14 protein-coding genes are annotated in these 22773 nt (G+C 60.0%); 6 read left to right on the top strand and 8 right to left on the bottom strand.

Going from position 1 to position 22773, the window contains the following annotated elements; translation table 11 throughout:
* Positions 1-96: 96 nt before the first annotated feature.
* Positions 97-2403, bottom strand: coding sequence for a GH92 family glycosyl hydrolase (locus HDE79_RS04575; protein ID WP_255488239.1), 2307 nt, complete (start codon positions 2401-2403; stop codon positions 97-99).
* A 214-nt stretch (positions 2404-2617) separates the two neighbouring features.
* On the opposite strand from HDE79_RS04575, the gene HDE79_RS04570 reads away from it, so the two are divergent.
* From HDE79_RS04570 to HDE79_RS04550, 5 genes are all read left to right on the top strand, one after another.
* The gene (locus HDE79_RS04570; RefSeq protein ID WP_184600703.1) at positions 2618-3670 is read left to right on the top strand and encodes a LacI family DNA-binding transcriptional regulator; all 1053 of its coding nucleotides are present in this window, start codon (positions 2618-2620) and stop codon (positions 3668-3670) included.
* 23 nt (positions 3671-3693) lie between these two features.
* A complete protein-coding gene (fucP, locus tag HDE79_RS04565; RefSeq protein ID WP_184601111.1) occupies positions 3694-5001 on the top strand; it encodes an L-fucose:H+ symporter permease in 1308 nt (435 codons plus the stop codon).
* Between the two features lie 91 nt (positions 5002-5092).
* Positions 5093-6070 carry a carbohydrate kinase gene (locus HDE79_RS04560; RefSeq protein ID WP_184600702.1) on the top strand — a complete coding sequence of 326 codons (978 nt, stop codon included), beginning with the start codon at positions 5093-5095 and terminating at the stop codon, positions 6068-6070.
* Positions 6067-7320, top strand: coding sequence for an AGE family epimerase/isomerase (locus HDE79_RS04555; RefSeq protein ID WP_184600701.1), 1254 nt, complete (start codon positions 6067-6069; stop codon positions 7318-7320). The genes HDE79_RS04560 and HDE79_RS04555 overlap by 4 nt, the downstream gene beginning before the upstream one ends.
* Before the next feature lie 72 nt (positions 7321-7392).
* Positions 7393-9339, top strand: coding sequence for a M1 family aminopeptidase (locus tag HDE79_RS04550; protein WP_255488299.1), 1947 nt, complete (start codon positions 7393-7395; stop codon positions 9337-9339).
* Between the two features lie 125 nt (positions 9340-9464).
* Here the strand turns inward: HDE79_RS04550 and HDE79_RS04545 are convergent, their stop codons facing one another.
* Positions 9465-10889, bottom strand: a complete 1425-nt coding sequence (locus HDE79_RS04545; protein WP_184600699.1) for a lipase family protein — start codon at positions 10887-10889, stop codon at positions 9465-9467.
* A 475-nt stretch (positions 10890-11364) separates the two neighbouring features.
* On the opposite strand from HDE79_RS04545, the gene HDE79_RS04540 reads away from it, so the two are divergent.
* Complete coding sequence (locus HDE79_RS04540; RefSeq protein ID WP_184600698.1) at positions 11365-12045, top strand: TetR/AcrR family transcriptional regulator; 681 nt, start codon at positions 11365-11367, stop codon at positions 12043-12045.
* 203 nt (positions 12046-12248) lie between these two features.
* Here the strand turns inward: HDE79_RS04540 and HDE79_RS04535 are convergent, their stop codons facing one another.
* The 6 genes from HDE79_RS04535 to HDE79_RS04510 form a co-directional block, all read right to left on the bottom strand.
* Positions 12249-12668 carry an EF-hand domain-containing protein gene (locus tag HDE79_RS04535; RefSeq protein WP_184600697.1) on the bottom strand — a complete coding sequence of 140 codons (420 nt, stop codon included), beginning with the start codon at positions 12666-12668 and terminating at the stop codon, positions 12249-12251.
* A 29-nt stretch (positions 12669-12697) separates the two neighbouring features.
* Positions 12698-13927: a TIGR03032 family protein gene (locus tag HDE79_RS04530; RefSeq protein WP_255488238.1), complete on the bottom strand. Its 1230-nt coding sequence runs from the start codon at positions 13925-13927 to the stop codon at positions 12698-12700.
* 179 nt (positions 13928-14106) lie between these two features.
* Complete coding sequence (locus tag HDE79_RS04525; RefSeq protein WP_184600696.1) at positions 14107-14379, bottom strand: hypothetical protein; 273 nt, start codon at positions 14377-14379, stop codon at positions 14107-14109.
* Between the two features lie 10 nt (positions 14380-14389).
* On the bottom strand, positions 14390-14647 hold the full coding sequence (locus HDE79_RS04520; RefSeq protein ID WP_184600695.1) for a hypothetical protein: 258 nt from the start codon (positions 14645-14647) through the stop codon (positions 14390-14392).
* Between the two features lie 150 nt (positions 14648-14797).
* Positions 14798-20323, bottom strand: a complete 5526-nt coding sequence (locus tag HDE79_RS04515) for an autotransporter outer membrane beta-barrel domain-containing protein (protein WP_184600694.1) — start codon at positions 20321-20323, stop codon at positions 14798-14800.
* 235 nt (positions 20324-20558) lie between these two features.
* On the bottom strand, positions 20559-22421 hold the full coding sequence (locus HDE79_RS04510) for a protease pro-enzyme activation domain-containing protein (protein WP_255488237.1): 1863 nt from the start codon (positions 22419-22421) through the stop codon (positions 20559-20561).
* Positions 22422-22773 lie beyond the last annotated feature (352 nt).

Raw genomic sequence — 22773 nt, 5'->3', positions numbered from 1 at the left:
AAATCGGGCATCAGCACATTTTGGCATGTTTCCGCTGGCCGCCGAGCCGCTTCGCCCACGTGTCGAGTGAACGCCACCATTCACCTCGGCAATGACTCAATGACCATAGCGACTGGTCGCCGATGGCCGCGCGGCAATGCCCGTTCCCCAAGTCTTGCTCGGCTCGGCCTGCATGCTGAAGTGCAGCTCGCCGCCGGCAAGAATCTCGGCGTGATGCAGATACACCCGATCCAGTGGTTTGCCGTTGAGCGTCACCGCACCAACGTAGGGATGCGCGTCGTCCAGGGGGTCGGCGCTTACGCTGAAGGTATGGCCGTTGCTCAAGTGGATCGATGCATGCGCCACGAACGGTCGCCCGATCGCGTATTCGACGCTGCCCGGGGTCACCGGGTAGAACCCCAGCGCAGTGAAAATGTACCAGGCCGACATCTGGCCCAGATCGTCATTGCCGGTCAGGCCGTCCGGCCGCGATGCGTACTGGCTGTCCATGATCTGCTTCAGCCGTTGCTGTGTCTTCCATGGTGCGCCGGCATAGTCGTACAGATAGGCGATATGGTGGCTGGGCTCGTTGCCATGCGCATACCAGCCGATCAGCCCTGTGATGTCCTCCACATCCTTGAACTGTGCCGGATCGACCTTGGCGTCGAATACCTGGTCGAGTTTGGCGGTGAACTTGGCGTCGCCGCCGAAGGCGCCGATCAGCCCGGCCACATCCTGCGGCACATACCAGGAGTACTGCCAGGCATTGGCTTCGGTGTAGTCGCTGCCGTAACCGGCGAAGTTCGGATCGAACGGCTCACGGAACTGGCCATTGCTCAACCGCGCACGCATGAAACTGGTTTTCGGATCCCACACATGGCGCCAGTTACCGGCGCGCTGCTCGAATGTCGCCGCGATGTCGGTCTTGCCCATCGCCTTGGCCATCTGTGCCAGCGACCAGTCGTCGTAGGCATATTCCTGGGTCTTGGACGCGCCTTCCACTTCCTTGTCGATCGGGACATAGCCGAGTTTCATGTAATCACCCAGATCGCCGTACGGTGCATAGGTCGCGCTGGCGACCATCGCGCGCATCGCGGCCTCGGCGTCGAAGCCGCGCACGCCCTTGATGTAGGCATCGGCGATTATCGGCAGCGCGTGATAGCCGGTCATGCACCAGGTTTCCAGCCCCTGATACGCCCACACGGGCAGGATGCCGAACGGACTGGCCTCACGCGCGGCGATCAGCGAACGGATGAACAGCGTGCTGAGATCCGGCCGCAGCAGCACCATCAACGGTTCCTCGGCGCGGTAGACATCCCACATCGACCAAGTGGAATAGAAGTTGAAGTCACCATTGGCATCGTGCGCGCGATGCACGGCGTGATCGGGGCCACGGAACTCGCCATTGACGTCCGTGCTCAGTGTGGGCGCGAGCATGGCGTGATACAGCGCGGTGTAGAAACTCGTCGTTGCGGCCTTGGAGCCTTCCACGTCAATCACCGCCAGCGCCTTGTTCCAGGCCGCTGTTGCCGCGGCCCGGCGGGCGTCAAAATCCCAGCCAGCGCCATCCTGGCCGAGATTGGCGACCGCGTTGACCTCACTCACGGTCGAGATAGCCACCTTCACTTCCAGCGGCTGTTTCAGCTGGCCGAAATCGAAGGAGGCCACCAGCGCGCGGCCGTTCTGCGCATCCTTGTCTTGTGGCTGATTGCCCGGTCCGGCGAAGCCCTTATAGACGTTATCGGTTTCGCGGTTGTACAGCTCGCGCGACGTCATTGGCTGCGAGAAGCGCATCGCGAAACACAGCTCGCGCCCCGGCGCCCAGCCGCGCGTGGTGCGGCAACCGGTGACCGCGCCGTCTGGCTGCACACGCAGATGCGCCCACAGCACCTTGCCGGCGTAATCGTAGATGCTCGGGCGAAGATCCAGCAGCACATGCGCCGGCTTGCCTTCGGGAAACGTGTAGCGATGCCAGCCGATCCGCTGCCCGGCCGTAAGCTCCGCGCGCACACCATAATCGGCGAGAGTCACCGCGTAATAACCCGCCTGCTCAACTTCCGTATCGTGCGAAAAGCGCGAGCGGTAGCCGCTGCCCGGTTTGGTGGCATCACCCGGCTCCAGCCTTACGTCACCCGCGATTGGCATCACCAGCACATCGCCAAGATCCGAGTGACCCGAGCCGGAAAAATGCGTATGCGAAAAGCCCATGATGGTTGGGTCGTTGTACTGATAGCCCGCCGCCCATTTATAGGCGTGCTTGAAATCCGGCATCGCCGTATCCGGGCTCAGCTGGATCATGCCGAACGGCACCGTGGCGCCCGGATAGGTATGGCCGTCGCCACCGGTGCCAATACGTGGATCGACATCGGCGGCATGGCCGACTGGCGTACTTTCGGCGTGCGCAGGGATGACGGGTCCCGCCATGAATAGCATGGAACTGATCAGCCAATACGACGTGCGGCGCGAGCAAAAAGTCATTTCAACCTCGGATTAACTGTCAGTCATGGCATCAACCAGGTGCAGCACGCTAGCATTCACCACCAGCCCAGTGCATGCTGCGTCGCGGCGTGTGTAACAGCGCCGATAAGTTACATTTGGATCGTTCCAAATCTGCATCGTCGCTATTTCGCAGAGTACCGTGCCCAACCATCCGCCAATCCATCGTAAGGTTACCTTGAACGATATTGCCGCCGGCTGCGCGCTGTCGCGGGCAACGATATCGCTGGTATTGCGCGGCAGTCCGCTGGTCAACCGGGATACACGGGCGCGGGTCGAGCAGGAATTGCGGCATCAAGGCTATGTCTACAACCGCGCCGCGGCCAACCTGCGCCGGCGCACCTCGACCAGCATTGCGCTGGTACTGAACGATCTGGCCAATCCCTTCTTCGCCGAATTCGCCGCCGGCGTCGACGAAGCACTCGGCGAGGCAGGCTACGTTACGCTGCTGGGTTGCACCGGCGAATCGGCGGCACGCGAACAGACCGTGCTCAGCTCGCTGCTGGAACACGGCCCGGCCGGCATCATTCTGTCGCCGGCCGAACACAGCAACGCAGAAGACGTCTTGGCCGCCGTTGGCCCAAGGTCACCGCTGCTGCTGTTCAACCGCGAGCTGGACGGCACCGTTCCCGAATCCGCACCCTGGGATCACCTGATGCTGGACAACCAGTACGGCGCACGGCTGGCCACCGAACATCTGATCGAGCGCGGCCATCGTCACATCGCCTTCTTCGGCGGTCATCACGACTCCAGCTCCTGCAGGCAGCGCCGTGTCGGTTTCATCCAGGCGATGCACGCGGCGGGATTGCCGGTCGAATCGAAATGGCAAATTGAATGCGCGCCGACCCGCCTCGACGCCGCGCATCAAACAACGGCACTGTTTGCGGGGGATACCGCCCCCACCGCAGCGGTTTGCTACAACGATGCGGTGGCGCTGGGACTGATGCTTGGCCTCAATCAGCGTGGACTGCGCCCAGGCAAGGATTTCGCATTGACCGGTTTTGACGACATTGCCGAAGCTGCACTGGGCATGCCACCGCTCACGACCTTGTCCACCGCGCCAAGCGAGCGCGGCAGGCAGGCCGCGCAACTCATGCTGCAACGCCTGCACGAACCGCATACGCCGAATTGCCAAACCATTGCGCCGGTGAAGCTCGTTATACGTGCCAGCAGCTGTCCGCCGCCCTTTTTCTGATCAAGCCCAACCAAGGACTCTCCATCCCCATGGCTCCAAACCTTCCGCCCACGGCAGCATCAGGCCAAACCAAGGGCAATCGCTACACCGATTACCCGATGGCACTTGGCGTGCTCACCACGATCTTTTTCATGTGGGGCTTCCTGACCTGCCTCAACGACATTCTGATCCCGCATCTGAAGTCGATTTTCCAGCTCAATTACGCCCAGGCGATCCTGGTGCAGTTCACTTTTTTCGGCGCGTATTTTTTGATGGCATTGCCTTCGGGCAAGCTGGTTGCGGCGCTGGGCTACAAGAAAGGCATCGTCGCCGGATTGGCGATTGCTGGTATCGGCGCCCTGGGTTTCTGGCCGGCTGCGGCGCTGCATTCGTACAACGCTTTCCTGGCTGCGCTATTCGTGCTGGCCACCGGCATCACTGTGCTTCAGGTCGCCGCCAATCCCTACGTGGCCCTGCTTGGCCCTGAAAGAACCAGTTCCAGCCGGCTGACCCTGGCCCAGGCATTGAACTCATTGGGCACCACGCTGGCGCCACTGTTCGGCGGCCTGCTGATTCTGTCCAACGTGGTCAAGAGCCCGGATGAGCTGGCCAAGCTGGCGCCAGCACAGCAGCTGATCTACCAGACCCAGCAGGCGCATGCCGTGCAGATGCCGTATGTGGGGCTGGCAGTCGTGCTGTTTCTGCTCGCGGTGTTCGTGTGGCTGTTCCGCCTGCCAGCGTTGGAAGAAACCACCGAAAAACCGGGCACCGCCAAGCACACGCTGATGGAGGCGCTGCGCCATCGGCACGTGCTGTTCGGCGTGCTGGGTATCTTCTTCTACGTCGGTGCAGAGGTATCGATCGGCAGCTTCCTGGTCAACTATCTGGCGATGCCGGAAATCGGCCACATGACCGAGCAGCAAGCGACGCACTACGTATCGCTGTACTGGGGTGGTGCGATGGTTGGGCGCTTCATCGGTTCCGCACTGATGGCGAAAATTTCGCCACGTACCATGCTGTCGATCTTTGCCGCCGTCAACACCCTGCTGGTGCTGACGACCATGCTGACCAGCGGCGATATGGCCGTCTACAGCATTGTAGCGATTGGCCTGTTCAACTCGATCATGTTCCCGACCATCTTCGCCCTCGGCATTGAGCGTCTTGGCACCCTGACCAGCAAGGCATCCAGCCTGCTGATCATGGCCATCGTCGGCGGCGCACTAATTCCGTATGTGCAGGGCGTATTTGCCGACCACATCGGTCTGCAGCACGCCTTCTTCCTGCCACTGCTGTGCTACCTGTACATCCTGTTCTACGGCGTCAGCGGCTCCAAGGTTCGCACCGTCAAGTAAATGGTCGGTCAGAGCGAGGCGCTGCGGCGCCTCGCTTTTTTTCGCCTTGTCTTTTCGACCTGCTTTTTTTCAACTCCAAGAACTCAAGACCATGCAACCCATTCTCTGTTTTGGTGAGGCGCTGATCGACTTTCATGCGCAGGGCAACGATGAGCGCGGATTCGCGCAACAATTCGTGCCGTTTGCCGGCGGCGCGCCCGCTAACGTCGCGGTAGCCGTCGCCCGCCTCGGCGGCGAAGCGCGCTTTGCCGGCATGTTGGGCAATGATCGCTTTGGCGATTTTTTGCTCGATCGTCTGCAACACGAGGGTGTCGGCACCCAGGACGTTGCGCGCACGAGCGCCGCGAATACGGCACTCGCATTTGTGACGCACGACGCCAAGGGCGAACGCAGTTTCAGCTTCTATCGACCGCCATCAGCCGACCTGCTGTTTCGCGCCGATCATTTCGGCAACAAGACTTTCGGCGATATCGCCATCTTTCATGTCTGCTCAAACAGCCTGACCGACCCTGATCTGGCCGAAGCCACCTACGAAGGCATGCGCCGGGCACACGAGGCCGGTGCGCTGGTGAGTTTCGACATGAATCTTCGCCCAGCCCTTTGGCCGCAAGGCAGCGAACCACACGCCGCGTTGTGGACGGCTTTGCATCTGGCCGACGCGGTGAAGCTCAGCGCCGAGGAGTTTGCCTACATCGCCGTGGATGGTGAGGAGGCCGCGCTCGAAGCACTGTGGAAAGGCCGCACCACCTTGCTGATCGTCACCGACGGCAATCAACCGATGCGCTGGTTTCATCCGGACATGGACGGCGAACTGCCGTGCTATTCGGTACCGATGGTGGATGCCACGGCTGCTGGCGATGCCTTCGTCGGTGGACTGCTGTATCAGCTTGCCGCGCTCGATGGTCGCGGAGCCGAACGCCTGCAGCCGCTGCTGACCTCGCTGCCGCATTTGCATGCCGTACTGCGCTACGCCGCCGCCTGCGGCGCGATCGCCGTCGGTCGCCAGGGCTCGTTTACCGCGATGCCAACCGATGCCGAAACCAAACACTTCATGGAGACGCACGCATGAGTTCCGACACGCACAACAGCTCACACACCGCCACGCCAGATTTCCGTTCGGCGGATTTCCTGCGCAAACACATCGCCCACACGATGGCGTTCTACCATCCACGCGCGATCGATCCGGCAGGCGGCTTTTTCCATTATTTCAAGGACGACGGCACGATCTACGATCGCAACCATCGCCACCTGGTCAGCAGCACACGCTTTGTCTTCAACTATGCGATGGCATCGATCGAATTCGGCAAGCAGGCCGCTCTGGCTAATGAGTACCTCGACGCCGCCCGCCATGGCTTGCGCTACCTGCGTGACGTGCATCGCAATCCGAAAAGCGGCGGCTACACGTGGACGATCCGCGACGGCCTGCCGGAAGATCGCACCAACCATGCCTACGGCGTGGCCTTCGTGCTGCTGGCTTACTCCACCGCACTGAAGGCCGGCATTACCGAGGCCAGCGCCTGGATGGACGAAACCTGGCAACTGCTCGAACAACGCTTCTGGGATGTCGAGGCTGGTCTGTATCGTGACGAAGCTGATGCCGATTGGCACTTCAGCAGCTACCGCGGCCAGAACGCCAACATGCACATGTGCGAAGCCATGCTGGCCGCGTATCAGGCCAGCGACGATCCACGCTATCTGGAGCGCGCGCTCACGCTGGCCGATCACATGACCCGCCGTCAGGCGGCCAAGGCCGACGGACTCGTATGGGAGCACTACGACAGCGAATGGAACGTCGACTGGGACTACCACCGCGATAACCCGAAAGACCTGTTCCGCCCGTGGGGATACCAGCCCGGCCACCAGACCGAATGGGCCAAGCTGCTGATGATCATGGAACCGCTGCTGCTCGAGCGCGGCCGCGAAGAGAACTGGCTGCTGCCGACCGCCATGCATTTGTTCGACACCGCGCTGGCACGGACATGGGATGAGAAGAACGGCGGCATCGCCTACGGTTTTGGGCTGGACGGCAGCGTCTGCGATGGCGACAAGTATTTCTGGGTCCAGGCCGAATCGCTGGCCGCCGCCGCCTTGCTGCACGCGCGCACCGGGCTGCCGGTCTATGACGATTGGTACGGGAAACTATGGGCTTACGCGTGGGAACATTTTGTGGACCACAAATACGGTGCCTGGTACCGGATTCTCACCGTGGACAACCGCAAAATGGATGACGAGAAAAGCCCCGCCGGCAAGACCGATTACCACACTATGGGAGCCTGCTATGAGGTGCTGGCCCTGATAGAGTCGGGCGGCGTTCCCTGACCCACTTCCCCGCACGAGAGTCGCATGAATCTTTTCACTCCAGAGCGGCTCGCTGCCGGTCTCACACTGTTTATGCTTTCGGCCTGTGGTGCATCAGCGGCCGGCGCCACGGCTGATACATCTCCCGCATCGCGCTTCAATCCGCAGCAAACCTTCGCGCCCTACGCGTATCCGCAGCCGGCCAACGCGTTCCGTTCCGCCAGCGGCATGCCCGGCCCGCTGTTCTGGCAGAACCACGCGGACTATTCGATCAAGGCCACACTGGATCCGGCCAGCCGCAAACTCAGCGGTAGCGAAATCATCACCTATACCAACCACAGCCCCGACGCGCTCGACGTGCTGTGGCTGCAGGTGGAGCAGAACCGTTATCGCAAGGATGCACGCGGCGCCTTCAGCGATAGCTTCCCCACCGAATTCACCGATGGCGAAACCATCGAATCGGTACAGGTCGAGGACAGCGCTGGCAAACTGCAGAACGCGACCTGGGTGATCTCCGACACGCGCATGCAAGTGCGCCTGCCGACCACGCTGAAAGCCAGGGATGGTCAGCTGCGCCTGCATATCCGCTGGAGCTACACCGTACCCGGCGAATTCGGTGGCCGCACCGACGTGAACCACAGCAAAAACGGCGACATCTTCGAGATGGCGCAGTGGTATCCGCGACTATGCGTGTACGACGATCTGCGCGGATGGGATACCGCGCCCTATCTCAACAGCGAGTTCTATCTGGAATACGGCGACTTCGACTATTCGGTCACCGTACCCTGGGACATGATCGTGACCGGCTCCGGCGAGCTGCTCAACCCTGCCGACGTACTTACCGCCACCGAGCAGCAGCGGCTCGAACAGGCGCGGCACAGCGATACCACGGTGATGATCCGCATGGCCGAGGAAGTCACCCAGCCGTCCAGCCGGCCAAAGCAGAACGGCACGCTGACCTGGCACTTCCGTATACAGAACAGCAGAGATGTTGCGTTCGGTGCATCCAAGGCTTATGTCTGGGATGCCGCACGCATCAATCTCCCTGCCGGCAAAACAGCGCTGGCGATGTCGCTTTATCCAGTGGAGAGCGCTGGCGACAAGGCCTGGAGCCGCGCCACCGAATACCTCAAGGCATCCACCGAATATTTCTCGGCACAGTGGTTTCCCTACCCGTGGCCGGTGGCCGTCAACGAGGCCGGTACCGCGGGTGGCATGGAATATCCCGCCATCACCTTCGACGACAAGACCGCGAGCGGCAGCGACCTGCACGCACTGATCGCCCATGAGATCGGCCACAGCTGGTTCCCGATGATCGTCGGCAGCAACGAACGCCGCGATGCGTGGATGGATGAAGGCTTCAACACTTTCATCGATATCTACGAGGCCGACCACTTCCACAACGGCGAATACGCACCCAAGCGCGACGGTGAGTACGCCCCCGGCAAGGGCACGCCCGCCGATCAGATGACCAAAGTGCTGACCGATACGAATGCCCCACCGCTACTGATCGGTGCCGACATGGTGTCGGAGAAATACCGCCATCCGATCACTTACTTCAAAGGCGCCTTCGGCCTGCAACTCCTGCGCGAACAAATCATCGGGCCAGAACGTTTCGACCCCGCGTTCCGACGCTACATCGCCACCTGGGCCTACAAGCATCCCAGCCCGTCGGATTTTTTCCGCTTCATGGAAAACGAAACCGGCGAAGATCTGGGCTGGTTCTGGAATGCCTGGTACCAGCACAACTGGCAGCTTGATCTCGCCGTGCAAAAAGCGGTCTACACCAGCGGCGATTTCCACAAAGGCCTCGATGTCACCGTCGCCAATCTCGACCAACTGGTACTGCCAGCGACGCTCGAAGTCATCTACGACGACGGCAGCAAGCAGAATGTCCGCGTGCCGTGGGAAACCTGGCAACAGCACCGCACCTACGTTGTCCACGTCGCAGGCACGAGCAAGGTGAAATCCGTCACCATCGATCCCGAGCACGTGCTGCCAGATCGCAATCGAAGCAACAACGTTCTCATGATGAAATAAAACTGAGCGAAGTCTCACCAGATAAAAAAGAGCCCGCCTTTCGGCGGGCTTTTTGCAGTCAATGTAGGAAGCCAACATTCATTACAGTGAGCAGGACGAGCAACGGCTCTATCAATGCTTCGCCATCACTGCGTATTGAGCGCATGGTAAGGCATCCCGTCGTTCACCGACCACAGGACCGAGTATGGGCAGTCATTACGCGGCGGCAAACCCTTGAACCGATTGGTAAGGTAATGCAGTGCTGGCAACGCACCCTCGATCGCGGCGATCCCATGCACGGCGACGCCAACCGGAGTGCCATTTGAAAACGGCAACGGTGTCGAAGTGCGCATTACTTCCACATTGGCGCCCGCTTTACAGTACTTCAGTGCAACTTCGTTATCTCCGGTCACCGGCACGAATCCATCGAACTCATCGTTATAGTTGAGGATCGGCATATCCGGTACGAGCGGTTGATCGACAAGGCTGTTAGCAGGAAAAAGAATGCCGCCTGGCGGGGAATCCACCAAATTGACACTCGGATTAATCGTGTAATTCTCAAGTGGCCCGTCGAAAGCGAAGGTGATGGCCTGCGTGATGAGGCACTGGTTCTGATTGGCAGCCGCCGCTAGCAACTGATTGCCTGCGGCATTGAAATATTGCGCGACCCCTGCATTGGGGTAAGCACGCGACAGACCGACCACTGCCTGCGGAAGTATGCCCTCCTCCAGGGTGCCATCGTTGGCCTTATACACGACGCTAAGATCGGAATTGGACGCCGCACCCACCGTTGCACCAACGATGTTCAACTCGGGCGCATAAACCTGCCTCAAAGCTGCTGCCCAGCCCGCCGCGCCGCCACCACCCGAGTAGCCAGAGAGACCAACCGGTGTCGTAGACGACAATCCGTCTGGCGCGTAATGCAATGCCGCGCGGATACCATCGAGCACGGCATGTCCGGCCTGTGCACCAGCGAGCCATTCCGATTGCGGCCCTTCATAGTCGGCAATCGCGACCGCATAGCCTTCGGTCAATGGAATCAATCCAAGTAACATGTCAAGTTGGCTGCCCGATGCCTGGCTAGCTGGTTGCCCCAGTAGTCCCGCACGAAGGGTATACGACGGTTCGCATATGTTCGACACTGAATCCTCGGCACTCTCGAAGGCGACCAACGGACGCGTGCCACTGCCGCTCCACGTTTCCTGCGGAACCAGAATAGTCACCACTTCGGCCACCGGCTGGTTATTGGAATCCGTGGATTTGTACAGCACCTGATAGGCATTGATCTTCAGGTTCTGCAATGTGCTGATTGCGGGCAGGAGCGCCGCGCCTGCACTGCCCAACTGATTGGTGACATTTGTAGATAGAAACGGCAGCAGATATTCCGCATTGATCGTGCGATCGCTGAGTATCATCCCGTTCGGCAAAGATGAGTAACCGGTCGGTGGAACATAGAACGGATCGCTGTTCGGTGGCGGAACAATAGTCTGCGCCCTGACGGAACTGGTGATGGCACCTGTCAGGGTGAAAACCAACGCCAGCGCGCCTGCCATAAAGCTTGCTTTCTTCATCGCACTACTCCCATTGCCGTTTGCATTAAAACCCCAGACTGCAGGCGGTGACACATAAGCCTCTACCGCGAGCAGTCGACCGAATTGCTGACACAACGACCAACGTCATCACGACAAGTGTCATCGACACGACGACGCGGCTTAAGCTACTTCTGCGGTGCTTTATCGAGGCATTTCTGTAAAGAGGAAAATTCTGACGAGATGATCGGCTGCAAACTCCCAGGCCATGCGAGAGACTCAAAGGATCCAACGGAAGGCTGGCCGCTCCAGTCGTTGGAGCCGTTATCTGCGCAGGCAGCCGGTCGTCCACAAGCAATCGATACCGCATGGGCTACTGCTAAAATGGCCACGAATCGAACAGTCATACACACGCCCCTCCGAACTCACCAATGCGATGCCCAGGACGACTGCCTACTGGACATCGTAAACTGGTAAGACTTCATACCAATTTGCAAGTTACGCTCACGATGTAGCTTTGCAAGCTGCACTGCCACAAAAATGGATCATGTCATTGAAGGTGAATAACGCAGAAAGTCGTCGGTACCGGAGTCGCACGACCGCCGAGCGCCGAACTGAACGCCGCGACAAACTGATCGAGGCGGCGACGGAAGCCTTCGCCAGTGACGGCTACAGCAACACTTCCATAGAACAGCTTTGCTCGATGGCTGGGATTTCTGCGCGAAACTTCTATGAAGAGTTCGGGAGCAAGGAAGAATTACTTCACGCTCTTTACGACGACATCAATGTGCGTGCGATTGAAGCGGCCGCGTCATCCTTAGCAAAGGCAGACCCTTTGGATTTCAAGGCTCGCGCAGGTGCGGGTGTCACTGCCTATCTCAAGACGATGACGGCCGATAGACGTATGGCGCGCATCGCTCATATTGAATCAGTGGGAGTAAGCGCCGCTATGGAGGCTCATCGGCAGGCCGCTCTGAACGTGTTCGCTTCGCTCATCAAACAAGAAGCGGATCGTTTGGCGAAAATCAAACTAGCGCCGAAACGAGACTTCTCTTTGACGGCCATTGCACTTGTTGGAGCGATCAGGGGACTCGCTGTCGCTTCAGTCACCCCGGGCGACAAGCCACAGAGTCTGGAAAAAATCGCGGCTGAGGCAACTCATCTCATCGTTGCTGCAATACTCCAGTCGCCCGCCTGACCCCAAGCCGCATGCTGGCTTTCTGAACCTGTGTCCAGCCGTGCCAGAGCAATCGACGTCATACTCTGATGACTGACAAAACATTATCGCCGAACACCTTTAATGCAGCATCGCGGCTCGGTCCGGGCTATTCGACTGGCTCCACGCCAATACGCAGATCTCTATTCGTAAAGCATAAGTTGTAACAAAGTGTCGAACGATGATCATTTGTGCTCGTGCCTCAACAAGTAGTTGACCACGTTCACGTATTCCTTGAAATCCAGGCACTGGTTCTTCTCTGTATCGAACATCGACATCGGCGGCGCCCGCTTGCCAGCGTTCCTGATTAGTTCCAGGCGGCTGTACTCCTCTGCGTCCAGACAGCCATTCTTGTCAGTGTCCATCGCTACGAATTGTTCATGCAGCCGACGCAATGTCATCGTGGCCTGAAGCTGATGCCATCCGATCCGGAACTCATCCAGAGACAGCGTTCCGTTGTGGTCGGTATCCCAACGGGCAAATATTGCATCTGCTTCATCGGCAGGTTGCGCTTGGATTGCGCGCGTGGCCGGCGTCTTTGTCGCCGTTGTCACGGACTGCGATTGGGCCTGTACCGCGTTTGCGATAAACAACGCTACAGCCATGCACCCCATCGAGCTCGTCATTCTCAAGCTCATGGGGCTACTTCCCCTTTCTGCAGTTCAGTTTCAAACGTGATCAGTTCCCGGATTTCCGGCGTACGCAATCCCACCATCATAGGATTGCGCACGTTCGGCAGGAAGCACAGGTCGAAGATCTCGGAAATGTCACCTTCGAAACGGATCCAGTGCTGCACGTCGCCGTTAGTGAGCGAAATGATCTGCACCCCACACCAAGGTTCGACATCGCGTTTGGTCAGCTCCGCGTCCAGCTGAAGACCTTCAAAGCGCTGGTTCCTCGGCTTGGACAGGCCCACGGCCGCATGGTTACCAAAGATCGACAGGCCGCGCACGAACCCCGGCAAGAACGCCAGTGGCACAAAAGACTTCGTCGCGAAATCCACCCAACCCAAGTGGCCAGTGCCTGCGTTGAGCAGCCACAGCTTGCCATTGGCCCAACGTGGCGAATGCGGCATCGACAAACCTTCGCAGACGATCTCATTGGTGTCGATGTCGATCACCACGCCGCCATCGTGGCGCCGGTCGCGCCAGCCATCCACCGCATCGCTTTTGCACACAGCGGTGACATACTTGGGCGCGCCGTCGACCATGGCCAGGCCATTCAAGTGACAACGGTCTTCGGGCGCCAGCTTGCTGATGAAGTCCGGCTTCCAGATCGCCTTGAAGCTGTGCGTCAAGCTCAACTCGGCAACGCAAGAGTATTTGGTGTTGATGAAGACTACCTTGCCGTCCTTGCGGATGCCCAGTTCGTGGATATCCAAGTCGCCAATGGTCTGGGCATTGCGCGGGACATAGCACTTGTCGAACTGAGCATGGATAACCTCGTTTGGGCGCAATACGTTCTCGAAGCGCCACAACTGATACAGGCTACCGAGGTAAATGCGTTGGGCATTGCCAACGATACCCATGGCGCGCTCGAACAGGCGTTCGAAGAAAGACACCCGGCCGAGCTTGTCACTGCCGACGAGGTACACCCGGCCCGTCTGATAGGAGGAAATCGCGAGGGAAAGGTTACTGCTAGCCAGCCAAGCCGCCAGTCCGCGCGAACAACTTTTCTCGACTTGCATGGCTATATCGACGGCAGGTTCATCCGCCGTTGGTTTCGAGGAATCCGCAGGGGCCGGCGTTGGAGCGGAAGCGACGGCAATGGGCTTCAGACCTGGTTCGATTTCGCCCTTGTCAGTAGTTGCTTGGATCTCGGTATCGGATGTTCTCTTTTTGCCTGCCACGTAAAGCTCTCCCAATTCTCGCTACTGCCACGCGTTGAAGATTGACCATACTCCGTCATCCAAGGATACGTCCTGGAAACGTACGACTCTTGTCGCTCTTTTCGCGCAAGAAAAGAAAGCCGGCAAGCGTTGTCGGCTTGCGCGCTGAATGCGTGAGGTCATGGTCACTTCTTCAGCTTGGCCACTATCGCAGGTCAGAGAATACCCATGTAACAGATCCGCACAGAGTCGGCATCTAGCCTGCGCCGCACGATGCGAATGCCCTTCAATCGTGCCCATTGCACGAGCCGTTCGGCATTGTCGGCCGAGGATTCACCGGCGTGCGCTACGAGCACAAAGCTTTCACCACCCTTCATTTGCAGGACCCGCTTCTGTTCGGTGGAAAGCAGCTTCTTCTGCTTCGCCGAAAACGGAATACCTCGCTCGATCTTTCCGACCGTGTAGCCTTCGAATACAGTGATCCTCATGTAGACATCCTCAGACCGCACCGAGCCGCCAGATTCGGACGGTGTTTTTGTCAATCATGCAATACGTAATCAATACATGACGCCTCCGCGCCCAGCTCGACAGACGCGCTGCGATTTGCGACGCGCTGCGATAACGCCAACGCGGAAGAACACTATCGTCTTCATCGAACAAAATCGTTTGCAGCAAAAAACTGTCTCCGTCTTCCAGTTCGAGAACACGCTGCTGACCAGGCGTGAATACCTGTTTACTGCGTTGGACCAAGTTCATCTGAGACTCGACGGACCCCGCTCCATGTAACTTGCTCGCGATAACGCTCTCCTTCGGGTCGCCATTGATGTCATCCAGGACTTTCCCTTGTTATGTCTTCCGCAAAAGGAGTCCAGCAAATTTGCATCCACGGACTTCCTTCCCGCCGCTTCACCAGGTGTAGCGCAGCCCCACTTGACCACCGAAGAAGCTCTTCAACGCGCCACCGTCCTGCCAGTTCAGCCCGCCGTACAGTGCCAGCTTGCCTAGCTGCACGTTAACGCCGGTCTCGGCCAGCACACTCGTTCCCTTGGTATTGGTCTCGCCGAAGAAGGTGTCATTAACCGAGTAGCTGTTCTTCCCGTCCAGCTCCTGCACCACCGACAAGGAGGCATAGGGCATCCACATCGCGTGGCTGCTGGCCGGCGTGTACTCCTTGCTGAACATCACACCCAACCTTGCCCGTGACGCATCGTCTCCGGTGGACTGGAAGCCGGCCAGACTGCCGGTCTGCGCGTTGATGTTGTCCACCTTGGTCAGCGTGTACTGGAACTGCGGCGCGATCTGCAGACCGTTCTGCAGTTTCCAGGTCTTGCCCGCCTCCAGGTTGAACGCATCGGCATTGCCATGGATCGAGGCGTAGCCCACTGGCGCGTGCAGGCGATCATTGAAAGTCATCCAGCGGTAAGACGCGTCCAGATAGAAGCCACTTGAGGAAATCCACGTGCCATAGATGCCGCTGGTATCGCCGGTGATCTTGCTCGAGTCAGCCTCGTTGCCATCGAGTGACTGGTTCGCTTGCGACTTGGCGAACAACGCACCGGCCTTGACCTCGTCGGAGATCGCAAAGTCCAGCCCCACTTCCTCACCGGAGTTGCTCTGGTCAAAGCCGAAGTTGCCGTTCTGACCGAAGTTGCCGGCCGAGTGCTGCGGGTCCACCGTGCCGCTGTCCGCGAACGCGCGCGTCCACAAGCTCAAGCCGCCCTTGATCGTCTGGCTCACCGCGCCCATCCGATCTTCCAGTGTACCGATCTGACTTCTCATCAAACTCTGCACACCCGGTGCGGCCGACGCGGCCAGCGTGCCCAGCTGACTCAGGCCACTCACGGTCACGACGACACCTGTGCCGGAAGGTGGCGGCGCCACCGGTGGTGCTGGTGGAGTTGGCGGCGCGGGTGCGGCAGCGACCGTCAGGCCCAGCGATGCCGCGTTCGGCGTGCTCACCAGGATCTCACTTAAGCCGAGGAAGCCCTTGGGCTGGACGAATTGACCCAACACGAACGATCCGGCTGCCGACGTTCCGCTCACCTGCACCAACGGGATCAGGGTGGAGGCGGTGGTGGGATCATCCAGCAAGATCACGTTGACCGTGTTCACACTACCGGCAACCACGTTGCCATTGATCTTCAGCAGATCGCTGGTGCCGTGCAAGCCACTCACATCCATGTCGACCTGGCCGTTGCCGGCGAAGTTGCCGTTGATCGTCAGCGTGTCGCCCACTACGCCGTTCTGAAAGTTGATCGTGCCATTGTTGGTGAACGGGTTGGGATTGATCGTAGTCCCGGTACCCATGGTGATCGTGTTGCTACCCAGTACCGCGATCGTGCCGGCGTTGATGAACTGGTTGCCAGCCGGGTCGCTGCCCAGGCTGATCGTGGTGTTGCTCAGGTTGATCGTGCCGACGTTACTGACCGTGTCGTCTCCAGCACCGAAGTCCGAGGCACCTATCGCGTTCCAGACACCGCCGACGGCGTTGGTCAACGTGTCGTTGCCGACGCCGGTCTGGATTGCACCGTTGATCGTACCGGTGTTGCTGATGGCAGCGTTCGACGCACCGGTGCTCAGCACCGCGAAGCTGCCCGCCGCCGCCGAGTTAGCGGTGATCGTGCCGCTGTTGATCAGCGTGACGTTGGCTGGGCTGTTGAAAGCCACACCCACCGCCGACGTCGCATTGCTCGCGAGGATATGGCCGGTGTTGCTGAAGGCCACATCGCCGGCCGAGCTGATCATCGCGCCGTAGGCCTTGCCGGCGCCGATGAACGTCGCATTGAGCACACCGTCATTGTTTGTGGTCAACGCCGCACTGCCGGTGTTGGTCAGTAACAGACCGGTGGCCACACCGCTGGCACCGGTCGCTGTTGCTTTAATGCTGCCACCCGCGTTGAGAGCTGCCGTTACGCTGTGGCCGCTGGCAAAGATGCCCGTGGCGGTCGCCACACTGGTGCTCGTGGCGTTCGTAGACACCGTGCCCGCATTGATGACGCTGGCGAAACCCTGCACCGATCCGTTGATCGCAGACACGCCGGTGGCCGTGGCCGAACCGATGGCCGCGGCATCGGTGACTGCCTGCGCGGTAACCAGGGCTTCGTTGTCGATCGTGATGCCACGGCCGGCGCTGACCAGCGAGCCGCCATTGCTGCCGATCTTGACCACACCAGACAGACCGGTCGCGAAGGTGCTTCCGGCCCCGTAGGTGGTTTCCGCGCTGGCCGAAATGGAGCCGCCGGTGCCGTTGGTGATCTTGACGTTGCCCAGGGTCAGGCTGCGCGCGACGGAGTTGCCCACCGTGGATGTCGCCAGGATGCCATTCGCCGTGGTGAGGCCATCGTCGGCAAAGTAAGCAGACTGCGCGGTCGCCGTAATGCTGCCGGTGTTGCTAATGGTGAAATTGCCGTAGGTACCGTCCGAGTTGACACCCGCAGCCCAGGCTCCGTGTGGCGCATGGAAATAGGGGCTGCCATTGTTGGAACGGTCGAATGCCGTGATCGAGCCGCTATTGGTGACGACGGTATTGCCGTAGTGGGCGGCGTATCCGTTCTTGGTATTGATGCCGACGGCGCTGCCGGTCAGCGGGGTGGTCGAGATGACGTGGGCAACAATCGAGCCTGCATTGGTGACCGTGGTGATACCGGAATAATTGTACGTCTCCACGCCGATGGCTTGAGCATGGTTCTGGTTGGTGTTGGGGGCGTAGAGCCCGGTAGTAGCGATGTCGGCACTGATCGAACCGGTGTTATTTACGTTGATGGCGTTGCCGGTGTAGTTGTAGTTGCGGGCAAAAACGCCGAAGGCACCCACCTCGCCGGATACGGCCACGTCGCCCGCATTGGTGATGTCGATCGTATTGCCGCCGACCACGTGCGCTACGAGGCCCCGCGCGTCCTGCGATCCGTAAACCTGGACGGTCCCTGTGTTGTCGATGCCAGCACTGCCTACGGTCGTGTAACCGTTAAGCCCCGTTTTGACCACGATGCCGCTGCCGCCAAAAGTGTCATTGACAACCACATGGCCCGAATTGCTGACGAGGGCGGAACCATACTCGGCAACCGCATAGATGCCGGTACCTTCTCGGGTGGCCGTAATACTGACATCGCCCGTATTGGTGATCTTGGTATCTCCGGCACCGTAATAACCCGCACCATAGCCCACGTTGTGGTGACGCCCGGTGTGGCCATAGATGCCGACGACGTCATTGAGGGCATAGGCGCCCGCTCCGATCAGCAACCCGGTCGCAACAGATACCTTGCCGGAGTTGACGATGGAGACACTGCCGTACGCGCTCTGCGCGGCGATGCCGAAGTTGGATGCGTTATAGCCAGTGGTACCGACGGTAATCGTGCCGGAGTTGTTGACGGTCGCCGCATTGTTGTAGGTAATGGCGCTGATGCCATACGCGCCTTGCTGCGTGGTGACGATGATGCTGCCGGTGTTGTTGACCGCGACACCCCCGGCAAAGTCGGAGAAAGCAGCGATACCCACACCATCGGCAACGAAACCGGGATTGCAGTCGCAATCGCCAACCTGACTGACGTGGATGCTGCCGGCATTATTGACCACCGCCTGGTACGTCGTGCCGTAGCCAACGTCGGCCACAATGCCGACCGCCCTGAGACCACTGGCAAAGATCGTTCCGCTGGTGGTATTGGTTACCTGGGTGTCGCCGTATAGGGAAATCCCTTCCACGCCGTAGGTTTTCCACGGGCCGGTCGCGCTGATGCTGCCAGAGTTGGTGACGGTCGTGCCGGCGTAGCTCTGCGCGCCGATGCCCAGCACGCTGGTGATAGCAAACGGGTAACCCAGCACCTGGTTTGAAAAGGCCCTGATGCTGCCGGAGTTGGTGACGGTGACCTCACCAGTAGAAGAAATCGCCTGGATGCCGCGGACATTGGCGAACAGCGAGTTGAGTGCTGTGATCGCTCCGGTATTGGTGGCCGTGGCATTGCCGCCAGTGGCGCTGACGTTGATGCCGATACCCACGCCAAGGGTCGACGACGCGTATACGGTGCCGTCATTGCTAGCGGTGGCATCGCCGTTGTAGGTTTTGGCGGCAATACCGGTGGCGTAATTGGTGGCTTCGCCCAGCGTCACCACACGCAGGTAACCGGCGGCGGTATTGCTGGCGGTCGCGTTACCATCGCCACTGGTGGCCGACACACCCACCGCACTGCCGCCGTAGGAGCCCGACAACACATAGCCAGCGTTGCTGGCGTTGGCATTGCCAACAGCCGTATAGGCTTCGACGCCCGAGGTCACGCCACCGTGGCCGATGGCCTGTATGTGGCCGGAGCTGCTGGCCGAAGCGTCACCGTCGGCCGAGATCGCCGAAACGCCCATGGCGCTATAGCCGGAGGTGACCGTAACGCCGCCGGTATTGGTGATGGTGGCGTTGCCGTTGACCGTCTGCGCCAGGATGCCGATGGCGGTACCGGAAGTTGAAGTTGATGTGGCCGTGACCGAACCGGAGTTAGTGACACTGCTTCCGGTTTGGCCGATCGCCTCGATGCCAATCGTCTTGCCCTGTCCACCGGTGGCCGTGACCGAGCCGGAGTTGATGACCGAGGCGTAACCATAGTTGGACGTGGCCAGTATGCCCACGGCCTGCAATCCAGTGGACGTTGCCGTGATGCTGCCGCTGTTGGTGACGCTGGCGTTGCCGTTGACGGCCTGGGCAACAATGCCCCCGGCAATGCCGTAGACCGAGTTGGCTGAGCTGGCAGTGATCACACCTTCATTGGTGACTGTGGCCCCGCCATAGGCATACGTATTGACCGCAATGGCGTTGCCATCCTGCGCGGCGGCGTTGATCGTGCCGGCAGCCTGGTTATCGACCGAGACATTGCCATTGCTTGAGTAGGCGCTGACCGCCGTCACGTCGTAGACGCCGGTGCTGTAGGCGCTGATGGGGCCGTTGTTGACCACGCTCACGTCGCCGTACGCATTGACGTCCATCGCCTTGGCACCGGTGGCCGTGACGTTGGTGGTGATGCTGCCTTGGTTATTTACCGTCGCCGTGGTCGCGTTGTTCGCAAAAATGCCATCGGCCCCCTGCGTGGTGATGTCGGCGTAACTTGTCACGCCGACGTTGCCACCCCAATTGGCATCGATGCCCATCAGGCCGGCGGCTGGTGTCACGCTGGTCGGCACGGTGTTTGCGCTGTCTCCCAACACCAGGGTGAGGTCCGTGACAGGCGTAAAGAATGAGGGGTCAGGCAAGGTGTTGGTGAAGGCGCCCTCACAAGTCTCCGTGGCCGGTGTCGTGAAGACGCAGCTCTGCGCGATCGCAGTACCACTGCCGCCCAAAGCCAACAAGGTGGCGGAAATCGCCAGGGCCGCGCGGATAGCGCGAGTGACCGGCGTGACCGGGAGGGTCGGAGTGAGGCGGGTCTTGTTTAGACGGCCATTCGTGTGTGTGTGCATGTCCAACCCCATCATGAAATGAAACCCCCAGATCGTGTCATCGGTGATGGCGTGCCCCGGCTTGCGGGATCACCATGTCGCTTGTCTTCAGATGCTTCGTGCGAAAGGTCAGGTTTCGGGGGAGAGGCCTGAACTCACTCGCATGTCCGCGTAGGGCGGAGCGAGGGGGTTGTCGGTCATCCCGCATGTCAGAGCCGCGGCTCGTCGCCATCGAAGCGACGAACCGCGATCGCTGCTACTTGATCGTCACCGACGTGGTCTTGGCTATCACATAGCCAGCGGTGTCGCTTACCGTCTCGGAGACGGTGTAGGCGCCCGCTTTGGGATAGAGGTGGCTAGTGTTGGTGGCGGTGGTTGGCGCGCCGCCGTCGCCGAAATTCCATACGTGCGAAGTGATGGTGCCGGCGCTATCGGTAGAGGTATCGGTGAATTTGGCCACCAGTCCGATGGCAGTCTCGCTGAAGTTGGCCACCAGCGGGCTAGGCACGCCGAGCTGACTGGCCACCACGCTGAGGATCACGCTGCCACGACCGCTGGCGAAGTCGTAACCCGCCTTGGCCACTTCGCCGCCGTTGTTGCCCGCGGTGATGTCGTGAAAGCTGGCTGCCGGCAACTGATACAACAACGGTGCGGCAAAGCCGATGGAGGTACCCTTGATCGCGATCATGCGGGCCCACAGGCCGACAAAGATCGGTGAAGCCAGGCTGGTGCCACCCCACTGCTCAAGCCCACCATTGACGTAGACTTCCGCACCCGAATTCGGATCGGCGTCCATCGCGATATCGGGCAGTCCACGCTTGGTGCCGGGAACGAGCGCGTTCTGCCAGCTCGGCTTCGGTTCGAACGTGCTCGGGCTGCCGCCGGCGTCGACCCAGACGGTTTCGCTGCTCCAGGTGGTCGTCGAAGCATTTAGCGTGGTGCCGCCAACGGCGACTACATACGGTGAGTCGGCCGGCCAACTCGGTGTGGTGCCGCCGTTTTGGCATTCGTCAGCGCCCTTGTCACCGGTGGCGATCGAGAAGGTCTGGCCTTGCGCGACGGCAAGCTCGAAGATCTGATCCGACGCCGCTGCCGTACCGTCACTTCTCGTGTCGGTTTCGCAACCACCGATCGACACGTTGATGACCTTGGCCACGTTGGCCATTTCTGCCGCATTGAAGTCGGCGAGCAAATCGGCGTCGGTCAAGCTCGGCGCGGCGTAAAGGATGAGCTGACCTACCTGACCACCGCTGGCGCCGATGATGTCCTGGCTATCGATGCTCCACTCGTCGTTGCCGCTGTTGTCGCCACTGTCCGCGCCGGTGTAGATCACCTGTGTGTTGACTGTCGCCAAATTGTTGTTGGCAGTGAAAGTATTCAGGTCGGCGACCGCCTGGGTCATGTCGCCTTCGGTGATGATGCCTACGGTGACACCCGCTGCGGTCGGTATGCCGGTGCCGCCATAGATCGACGAAAATTGGGTCGGGTCATGCGGAGCGATGGTGGCTGCGCTGGCGAGGTTTTTTACCTGCGCAAGCTGTGCACGCTGCGCGAAGGTATGCGCGACATACGCGTTCTGCAGACCGATCACCGACAGCACACTGTCCTGCAGCGTAGCGGGCATATGAGCATCGCTATTGTTGGCGAAAGCCTGTCGGCCGTCCTTCGTCTGCACTCGCGCGAACGAGGTCTGGAAGGCTGCCTGCGCGGTGGCGGCCGTGCCGTCTGCCGACACCAGCAGATGATTGGCTGCGATCACTACGTTCTTGAAGCCCATCTGGGTCAGATAGGTCGCGACCGCCTGAGCCTGCACTTGCGTCGGCGCATGTTCTGACGAGAACCGTGCCGGCGTCAGCGTCTGGTGCGCGGCGACAAGAGCATCGAGCTCATCGCTATTGCGCAGTTTCAGCGCGACCACGATGTGCATGGGCTGTGTGTGCGCAAGCACGCCTGTGAATACATCGCCGGGGTGCAGCGCTGTGGTGCTCGCCACCGTGATACCCGTACCGCTAGTGATAGCACTGGCTTGGACAGACATCACCGTGGCAGCAGCGAGTGCAAGCGACACCGTCATGGCCAGCGCAGGGAGGGACGAGCTATAAAGCTTCTTGATAGTCATGAAGAGTCCGCATACAAGATTTGGTTGAAAGACAGTCCGGATGACTCCTGGACGGAGCTGTTACTCCAGATAACGATCGGCGCTCCAACGCCCCACACAGCCAAGCGTCCGAACGCTTGGTGGAACCATCAACTCGCATGAAGCTGACGTCAGGCGCTACGTAAGGAAGTCACGTGCAATGGATGCCGCGCTTGAGTGCCGATCGCCCCGTACATGCCTGCCATGACTCTGGCACAGGCGACGAGTTGGAACGTCCCCAATGAGAGTAGGCTCGACCTACCCGAAAGAGTAGGCTGGAAAAACAGGTCGAATTTGCCGCTACCCTGTCACGACAAGGTAGCGGCAGAGTGCT

Source organism: Rhodanobacter sp. MP1X3, assembly GCF_014207165.1.
In the GTDB taxonomy this organism is placed as follows: domain Bacteria; phylum Pseudomonadota; class Gammaproteobacteria; order Xanthomonadales; family Rhodanobacteraceae; genus Rhodanobacter.
The sequence above is the reverse complement of the archived record's forward strand: the minus strand, read 5'-3'. Positions and strand labels throughout refer to the sequence as shown.